This is a genomic window from Streptomyces sp. TM32, assembly GCF_004122755.1.
GTDB classification, from domain to species: Bacteria; Actinomycetota; Actinomycetes; order Streptomycetales; family Streptomycetaceae; genus Streptomyces; species Streptomyces sioyaensis.
Window position 1 is genome coordinate 1 of sequence record NZ_SDIG01000237.1, and the last position, 7,822, is coordinate 7,822.

The 7,822-nt window shown below is 64.5% G+C and carries 7 protein-coding genes and 1 pseudogene; 4 read left to right on the forward strand and 4 right to left on the reverse strand.

What is annotated here, in order from left to right:
* Positions 1-149: 149 nt before the first annotated feature.
* Together EST92_RS29870 and EST92_RS29875 are read right to left on the reverse strand one after the other, a co-directional pair.
* Positions 150-455 carry a hypothetical protein gene (locus EST92_RS29870; RefSeq protein WP_129283822.1) on the reverse strand — a complete coding sequence of 102 codons (306 nt, stop codon included), beginning with the start codon at positions 453-455 and terminating at the stop codon, positions 150-152.
* Positions 456-555: 100 nt separating this feature from the next.
* A complete protein-coding gene (locus EST92_RS29875; RefSeq protein ID WP_129283816.1) occupies positions 556-1,386 on the reverse strand; it encodes a hypothetical protein in 831 nt (276 codons plus the stop codon).
* A gap of 212 nt (positions 1,387-1,598) precedes the next feature.
* Between EST92_RS29875 and EST92_RS29880 the strand changes: the two genes are divergently transcribed.
* The 4 genes from EST92_RS29880 to dcm all read left to right on the forward strand — a co-directional run bounded on the left by EST92_RS29880 (position 1,599) and on the right by dcm (position 7,007).
* Positions 1,599-2,285 (forward strand): hypothetical protein, encoded by a 687-nt coding sequence (locus tag EST92_RS29880; RefSeq protein ID WP_129283817.1) that lies wholly within the window; start codon positions 1,599-1,601, stop codon positions 2,283-2,285.
* Between the two features lie 17 nt (positions 2,286-2,302).
* Entirely contained in the window at positions 2,303-3,712 is a 1,410-nt protein-coding gene (locus EST92_RS29885; RefSeq protein WP_129283818.1) for a hypothetical protein, read from the forward strand.
* Positions 3,712-5,535: a DEAD/DEAH box helicase gene (locus tag EST92_RS29890; protein ID WP_129283819.1), complete on the forward strand. Its 1,824-nt coding sequence runs from the start codon at positions 3,712-3,714 to the stop codon at positions 5,533-5,535. Before EST92_RS29885 ends, EST92_RS29890 begins: the two co-directional genes overlap by 1 nt.
* A gap of 182 nt (positions 5,536-5,717) precedes the next feature.
* On the forward strand, positions 5,718-7,007 hold the full coding sequence (gene dcm / locus EST92_RS29895) for a DNA (cytosine-5-)-methyltransferase (protein WP_129283820.1): 1,290 nt from the start codon (positions 5,718-5,720) through the stop codon (positions 7,005-7,007).
* Here the strand turns inward: dcm and EST92_RS29900 are convergent.
* Entirely contained in the window at positions 6,948-7,406 is a 459-nt protein-coding gene (locus EST92_RS29900; RefSeq protein WP_129283821.1) for a very short patch repair endonuclease, read from the reverse strand. The two genes, dcm and EST92_RS29900, sit on opposite strands and share 60 nt — an antisense overlap.
* 62 nt (positions 7,407-7,468) lie before the next feature.
* Positions 7,469-7,822: pseudogene (locus EST92_RS31435) on the reverse strand (hypothetical protein); the annotation flags it as partial.

The following is a 7,822-nucleotide window of genomic DNA, read 5'->3' on the forward strand; positions in this document are numbered from 1 at the left end:
CCACGTGCCCCCGTTGCCCCCGTGCCCCACAGATCCTGCCGCCGCCGTGACACGTTCCGCGTCACGCCTTCCGTGAGTCACACCTACTACGTCACGCCTTCCGCGGGTCACACCTACCGCGTCACACCTACCGCGTCACGCCTTCTGCGTCACGCCTTCCGGCGGTCCGCCACGCACCACGACGCCGCGGCCACCCCACCCGCCACCGCGCACACCGACGGCCACGCCCCGATCTTCTTCGCGAGCGGATGCGACGCGGCAAACGCGGCGACGTACATCCCACTCAGCGCAGCCGCTGTCGCATTGCCTGTCTTCTGCTGCCACCCCCGCGCCGCCACGGCCCCGGCCGCCGCCAGCGCAACCCCGCCCACCGCCCGCTGCTTCGTCCAACGGGCCACGGCGTAGCCGCCTACAAGGCCGGTGGCGGCTACTGCTGCGGTGGGAATCCGAACCATCTCCATGACCTCCCTGCGGGGACAACTCTCCCGACCTTATGCCTGCGGGGAGGCACGTTCGGTCACTCCTTCTCGACGAGCCGGCCGGCTTCTGCCGCAGCTACTCGACGGCCGCGCTGAGCAGTACTTCAGCATCAGAGAAGAGCCCGTACTTCAGAAGGCAGCAGGCGAGGCTCATGATGTCGTTGGCGGGCTGGTCTCGTGCGTACCCCTTAAGAAGGGTCTCCGCCTCGTCGTTGACTTCTCGGCTACGCAGGCTGACAACCACGGCTGCTACCTCCGCTGGCGGTAACGCAGCGGCAGCATTGCTGAGTGTCGCGGTGGCTTCATGGTGATTCTGCTGGCTGGCAAGCTCGGATACGCGCACGGTGATGTAGTCGGCGGCGCGGATGTCGTTCACTTCATCCTGCCGGTCCGCGCGGTGATAGGGGACCGGCAGGGTAATGCGCGGCCTGCGGCGTGATGTCGGACGAGCCTGGTCGCCGGCTCCTGAACCGGCTCTGCGGCCCCTGTCCAGGCGTTCGGCGAGGGCGCGCTCAAGATGCCATCTCCGGCTCGTAGCCGTCAGACGTTCCGCCTCGCTGTGGCCGAGTTCCCTAATGAGGCTGTTGCATCCGGAGCAGTCAGTCGGATTGTTTGCTGACCTTTGCAGAGTCAGCAGGTCTTCGAGCGAGGGAGGGTTGCCTGCGTGCCGTCCGAGCTGCATCGCTGCATGTAACCAGCAGATGAACCATCCAGGCGCTATCAACTTGCCGCTGAAATAGCGGGAGATGGTCGTCTTGCTCAAGCGTTCGCTGTTGCAATCTCTGGCGGCTTGTGCGGCGATCGCAGTGTAGGTCTCCAGGCCTGGCGGCAGCATCGGTCGCATTGCCCGGAGCGCTTCGGCGAGCTTCCTGTTGCCAGCGGGCAGCCCCGGGTCAATCGCAGCCACACGACGTCCCTGCCGCACCATGCGCCCCCGCCTTCGTCGTAGTGCCAGTGGGGGCAAGACTAAATTCCATTGTTGCGCTTGTCCGGGAAACTCTGCCGTCTGCTCGCAATCGCGGGCCGGGGCCGCTGATATGGAACCCACGCACCGGCCGCCGTAGTTCCTCCACAGCGGTCGAGTGGGGGCTCTGTTGTCAGCAGAAGGGTGGAGCCGTTATGAACGTGCCGTCCTGGCAGGACACATCGTACGGAAGCAAGGTCCGTGTTGCCCGGTGGCTCGTAGAAGTCGTCGGCGAGGGACAGCCGTTCACGAAGCAGGCCATGCGCGAGGCGTTTCCCGGCATCGCACAGATCGACCGCCGCATGCGCGATCTCCGCGAGGCAGGCTGGGTGATTGACACGAACCGGGAGGACCCGAGTCTCCACAGCAACGAGCATCGCTTCGTGGCAGAGGGAGAGCCGGTGTGGTTGCCGGGCAAGGGGAAGGCGAAGCCGCAGACCCGCCTGACTGCTACTCAGCGCAGCGACACGATGAGGGCCGACAGCTATCTGTGCCGCAGCTGTGGAGTGGGGTCTGGTGAGACCTTTGACGATGGCCGCGGAGCCGCTCAGCTGGACATCGCGCGCCGTCACGTGAAGCTCGTTAATGGCTCCACGGAGCGGCAGTTGGTCACCGAATGCAACCGGTGCAGGGTGGGGAACCGGGGCAGTGAGGCCGATCTGGCTGACTTTCTGCGGAGTGTGGACGGCCTCGGTCCTGTTGAGCGGAAGGTGCTCGCTCAGTGGATGGACGCGGACCAGCGCACGTACAGCCTTCTTGAGAAGCTGTGGGGAACGTACCGGACGTTGCCGGCGGAGGCACGTGAGGCCGTCAAGCAGGCGGTTTGCGGCGAGAGCCAGTAGAGGGGTTGGGGTACACCATGCAGGAATTCCCGCCGCCGCCGAAGGCGGCCGAGTTCAACGAACTGATCAAGAAGCGCCTGGAAGAGGTGAAGAACCGCGGAGGCACGCGGGAGACCGTGACGGTGGACTGGAACGGCCAGCCGCTCAATGTCGAGGTCATCGATCTGCCTCTGTTGGGGCTCTATTACAACCCGGCCACTCACCGAATCCGTGCGCAGCGGACTCATGACGCCAAGAAGGACATGGCGCTTCAGGCCGAGCCCTGGAGCGAGACAGGGCAGGAGTACCTTGAGGAGCTGCTGAAGGCGGAGCCGGCCGATCCGAACCGGCGCGACCCCGCCTTCGACAAGCTCAAGGAGAGCCTGAAGGAATACGGGCAGAACGACCCAGGACTGATCACTCACCAGGGCATCCTGGTCAATGGCAACACCCGGGCCGCAGCATTGAACGAGCTTGGCGAGGCGTCCATGCGTGTGGGCGTCCTGCCCGAATCGTTCACGTGGGCTGACATCAACGCCGTGGAACTGTCACTGCAGCTGCGCAAGGACCACCGCCGCGACTACTCGTACATCAACCGGCTTCTGGCCATGGAAGAGCAGGCAAGCCTGGGACGCACGCCTGACACCATCGCGAAGGCATTCCGGATTCAGGTCAAGACGTATGACCAGGAGCGGTGGATCCTGCGGGTGGTCCGTGATCAGATCGAGCGCAGTGGAAGCGGGAAGGCGGCGCTGCGGCTGGTTGATTTCGAGGACCACCAGGAGAAGCTGAAGGAGCTGCACCGCGACTTCAGCAAGCTCGCCGCATCCGATCCTGACCGGGCGGAAATCCTCAAGGAAACCCGAATGGCAGCGATCACCCTGGGGTTCTCCAAGACGGACGTCCGGCACATCGAGGAGGGCTTCCAGGAGAACTATCTGTCGTCCGTGCTTCCTCCTCGTCTCGTGCCTGAGACGGAGCAGGAGGAGAGCATCTCGGTACCTGGCCTGGGTCTGTCCGTCCCGGGAGCTTCTTCGAAGGTGTCCGCTGCGCGTGAGCTCAACCGGCGTGTCCTCCAGGCCAAGGCGTGTGTTGCGGCGTCGGAGACGAGCGAGGAAGAGAAGCGCGGGGCCCAGCTGTTGCAGGACGACGTGCGTAAGGCCTTCGACAAGGCCATCGACCGGGCCGGGCGCGATGCGCGTCTGCGCAAGCGTAAGCAGATCGCGCCCGAGCGGCTGATGGATGCCTGTGCAGCGATCGAACTCTGCGTGGGCGAGCTGGTGAAGGCGCGTGCCTCCCACAGCCTGGATGAATCGGCCTTTGACGACGCAGCCCTCAAATTGAGGGACAGCCTTCGGCAGCTGGCGCAGCAGGCCGGCCGCGGCTCTCACGAGCCCGGAGAAGGCGTCAGGTGGCTGCTTGAGGCCGCGTCTCTGGGACGTGACTGATGCCAGAGACAGGCAGCGGCGTCACGCTGCACCTCGGCTTCGATACGTCACATACCAAGGTTGTCCTGAGGACGACTGAAGAACACCGTTCTGAACTTGTGCAGCTGGCTGCCCGTTTTCGCTCGGGCGGCCAGCTCGGCCCCCTCGCTGTGATCGTTGAGATTGATGACCTTCTTTCTCAGCTCAGCGCCGTTGGCAGCTGGTCCGACCCTCAAGGTGTCAGCTGGGACCCAGAGCTCAGGCACCTAGTCGTCTCCAGCGTGCAGGACGCGGAAACGGTGCGGAAGGAGCTGGAAGCGCCGGACGCCCAGCAGCGGCTAGCGGCGAGCGATGTCGCGGGCCTGCTGGGCAGCAACTGGACGGCTCCGCTCACAGAATTCCAGCAGCGGGACATCGCGAAGCTGCTGTCACTACGGCACGGCGCCAACTTCAGCGTTCCGGGGGCCGGGAAGACCCGGGTCGGGCTAGCGGTCTACTCCGCGATGAAGGAGCAGGGCGAGGTAGACCGGCTCATGGTCGTCAGCCCGAAGTCGGCCTATGAGTCGTGGCTTTACGAGAGTGGCGCGTGCTTTCGCAGCCGCCCTCGCCCGATGCTTCTGGAGTCTGCCCGCGATCAGTGGGCCGAGATCCTTATCGTCAATTACGAGCGGCTGGACCGCTCGCTGCCGTTTCTCGCCGCCTGGTTGCAAGACGCCCCTTCCATGATCATTCTGGACGAGGCGCACCGTATGAAGCTTGGCTCACGTGGCACGTACGGTGCCGCGTGTATGACTCTGGGGCCGCTGGCCAGGCGACGGCTGATCCTGACGGGAACGCCGGCGCCGAACGGTGCTAAGGATCTGGAGAACCTCCTGGGCTTCGTCTGGCCTGGCTATGGACAGCGCTCCGTTGCCCAGGCGGTTGCGGACGGCGACCTGGCGCATGCGAGTTCCGCGCTCCGTCCGCTTTTCACACGGACCACCAAGCATGAATTGGAGCTTCCGCCGCTGGAGCCGGTGATGGTTCCCGTAGAGATGTCTCCGCTACACGGGGAGATCTACCAAGCGCTTGTGGGCGATATGTCGGCGCGAGCCGAGCCTTCCGCTGATAACTTCGCCGCCCTCGGCAAGTCCGCCCTCCGGCTCTTGATGGCGGCGACCAATCCGGCGCTGCTCCTCGAAGGGAGCAGCAAGCACGAACCGGTGGAGTACCGCCTCCCCCCACTGGAGATACCGCAGGACGACTCCCTCTACGAGCTGCTGAAGGAACTCCCCAGCTACGAACTGGCTCCCAAGTACACGGAAGCCGCGAGGATTGTGGCAGCCAACGCTGCGCAGGGGCGCAAGACACTGGTGTGGTCGACGTTTGTGCGGAGCCTGACGTCGCTGGGCAGGTTGCTGGAGAACTTCGAGCCGGCGGTTGTCCACGGCGGGACGCCCGACCGTGAGGAGCAGTTGCGGCGGTTCCGTGAGGATCCGGATTGCATGGTGCTGGTATCGAACCCGGCCACGCTCGGAGAGGGCATCAGCCTGCACCAGGTATGCCATGACGCCGTCTATGTCGACCGGGACTTCATGGCGGGCCGGTATCTTCAGAGTCTTGACCGTATCCACCGGCTTGGGCTGAAGCCCGGCGTCGAAACCCGGGTCACTGTTCTCGCTGCTCAGGAGACGGTGGACGAAGTGGTGGCGGTCCGCCTGCAGCAGAAGCTGGATTTCATGGCCAGGGTGCTGGATGACCCCTCCGTCCGGCAGCTCGCGGATCTGCAGGAGGCACCGCCCATGGCCGGAGGCCTGGACGCGCAGGATATCCGGGCCATGCTCAAGCACATCGGCCGTGGCTAGCGTCTTGTTCCATGAGAGTCCCGCTCCTGGCAGGATGCCCTGCCAGGAGCGGACTTGACCCATGCTGGGAAACTTCTGGTGCTGACAGCAGACCATCGGGCAGCTGCGATTCGTGAGCGGCAGCCGAGAACTCTGCGACACTTGAGAATCTGCTTTGAGCCACACCAGGAGGACCGACGCCCATGGGCGCGAGCAGCCGTGACGAGAGAGCTTCGCTGACCTCGATCGAGATCTGCGCAGGAGCAGGGGGGCAGGCACTCGGCTTGCATGGGGCGGGATTCCGGCACCTTGCCCTAGTCGAGATCGACAAGTACGCGCACGCCACCCTTCAGGAGAACCTTTCTCAGGACGAAGGGTGGGGTGGCTGCGAGGCGCTGAACGAGGATCTCGTCTCAGAATTCGATGCCCATCGAGCGATGGCTGCTCTTGGCGGCAGCACGCTTAAGGAAAATGATCTTGATCTCTTGGCCGGGGGGGTGCCATGCCCACCCTTCTCGGTGGCCGGGAAGCAGCTCGGCGGCGACGACGAGCGCGACTTGTTCCCGCGCATGGTCGCATTGATCGATACCCTTAAGCCCCGGGCTGTGATGATCGAAAATGTACGCGGCATCATGGATGCAAAGTTTGACAAATACTGCAATTCGATCATCAAGAGCATCGAAGGGATGGATTACTGGTTCTGCGGCTGGCATCTCCTTGAGGCGCGTAACTATAACGTTCCTCAGCTGCGACCGCGTTCGATCTTCGTGGCTATCCGTGACGAGGACCGGAAGAAAGCGGGCCTGGGGCTTGATGACTTCCCTTGGCCGGTCGGTGTAACGGAGCGGAAGAAGAATGTCTTCGAAGCGCTCGAAAAGACGATGGAGTATCGCCGTGACCGTCTGATCGAAGAATTTCCGGGTGACGTCGACCGGATTAAGGATGCTTACGAAGTGTGGCGTGGCAAGGCAGACCGGCCCGGGGCTGTAGCGCCTACGCTCGTCGGTGGGTCTAAGAAGCACGGTGGTGCTGACCTGGGGCCGAGCAGGGCCAAGGCTGCATGGCGCGCCTTGGGGGTCAACGGTCTAGGGGTTGCGGACGATATCGACAGTGTGAAGCCCATCGACCGGGACAAGCATCTTGAACGCGAATTTCTGCGCCCCGAAGGGCCAATGCTGACTGTGCAACAGGCTGCCCTCATCCAGCACTTCCCGCTGACCTGGAAGTTTCAGGGCGGCAAAACGGCGCAATACCGCCAGGTGGGGAATGCCTTCCCGCCGCCGGTGGCTAAAGCGGTCGGCCAGGCGATTGCTTCCGTGCTGCAGCCTGAGCGCCGTGAAGAGCTGCTTGAGGGGCTGCAGATTGAGCGGCTGGGTGCGAATAGAGGGAAGCGCGCTTTCCAGCAGGCGGAGATTGCCGAGGTGCTGGAAGTGTCAGTTGTGCCCGCTGAAGCGCCGCTGGATAACCGTAGCGGCGATCTTGTCCGCACATAGTTCCGCTGGCTCGTGCTCCCAGAACCGGAGTACGAGCCAGCCCGCGCTGGTGAGCTGCTGATCGGTATCGCGGTCCCGGGTGACATTTCGGGTTACCTTCTCTGACCAGTAACCAGAATTTGTCCTGGGCGGGACGTAATGTTCCGGACAGCCGTGCCAGTAACAGCCGTCAATGAACACCGCGACCTTCGCTGGACGGAAGACCATGTCGGCGGTTCGTCGGAGGTCCGGCAGCGGGCGGGCAGAGACGCGATAACGCAGCCCCTGGGCATGGACCAGACGCCGGATCCGTTGCTCGGGCTTGGTGTCGCGGCTGCGGATCGCCTGCATGTTGCGGCGGCGTGCAGCCGACGAGGCCCAGGACCCCTCTGGTGCTGTCCATTCACTGTCATTGGGCACATCTCCGAGCCTAGTGGGGGCTGCAGCGCATGTGAGGGGTGGCCGGACCTGCTCCGCGGCTATCACGGCAGCTTCCCGGTTCCCCCGCCGCGATCACCAAGGACAGCCCCTTCCCGGCCGCGTCTGATGTCGTGCCACGCATCCGTCAACGCCGCCCGCCCCCACCCCTGGTAGTACCGCAAATGCTGGAGCAGATGCTGCTCTCGGTGGGCGAAGTCCGGGTCGGGGCCCAAGAGATGGGCGCGGCGGCGGTGGAACGACAGGGTGGTGGCCACGGCGGTGTATTCGGTGACGGCGCGGGCGGCGGCGGGGCCGTGGGTGCGGCGGGCCAGGTCGCGGGTCAGGGCGCTCGCGATCGGGGCCACGACGGTGGGCTGGGCGGCGAGCCAGGCCAGGGCGACGGTGGCGATTTCGGC

What these genes read in the sequence shown, in the direction of transcription:
- EST92_RS29870 (WP_129283822.1), bottom strand. Translation starts at nt 455, where the DNA reads ATGGTTCGGATTCCCACCGCAGCAGTAGCCGCCACCGGCCTTGTAGGC.
- EST92_RS29880 (WP_129283817.1), top strand. Translation starts at nt 1,599, where the DNA reads ATGAACGTGCCGTCCTGGCAGGACACATCGTACGGAAGCAAGGTCCGT.
- EST92_RS29885 (WP_129283818.1), top strand. Translation starts at nt 2,303, where the DNA reads ATGCAGGAATTCCCGCCGCCGCCGAAGGCGGCCGAGTTCAACGAACTG.
- EST92_RS29890 (WP_129283819.1), top strand. Translation starts at nt 3,712, where the DNA reads ATGCCAGAGACAGGCAGCGGCGTCACGCTGCACCTCGGCTTCGATACG.
- dcm (WP_129283820.1), top strand. Translation starts at nt 5,718, where the DNA reads ATGGGCGCGAGCAGCCGTGACGAGAGAGCTTCGCTGACCTCGATCGAG.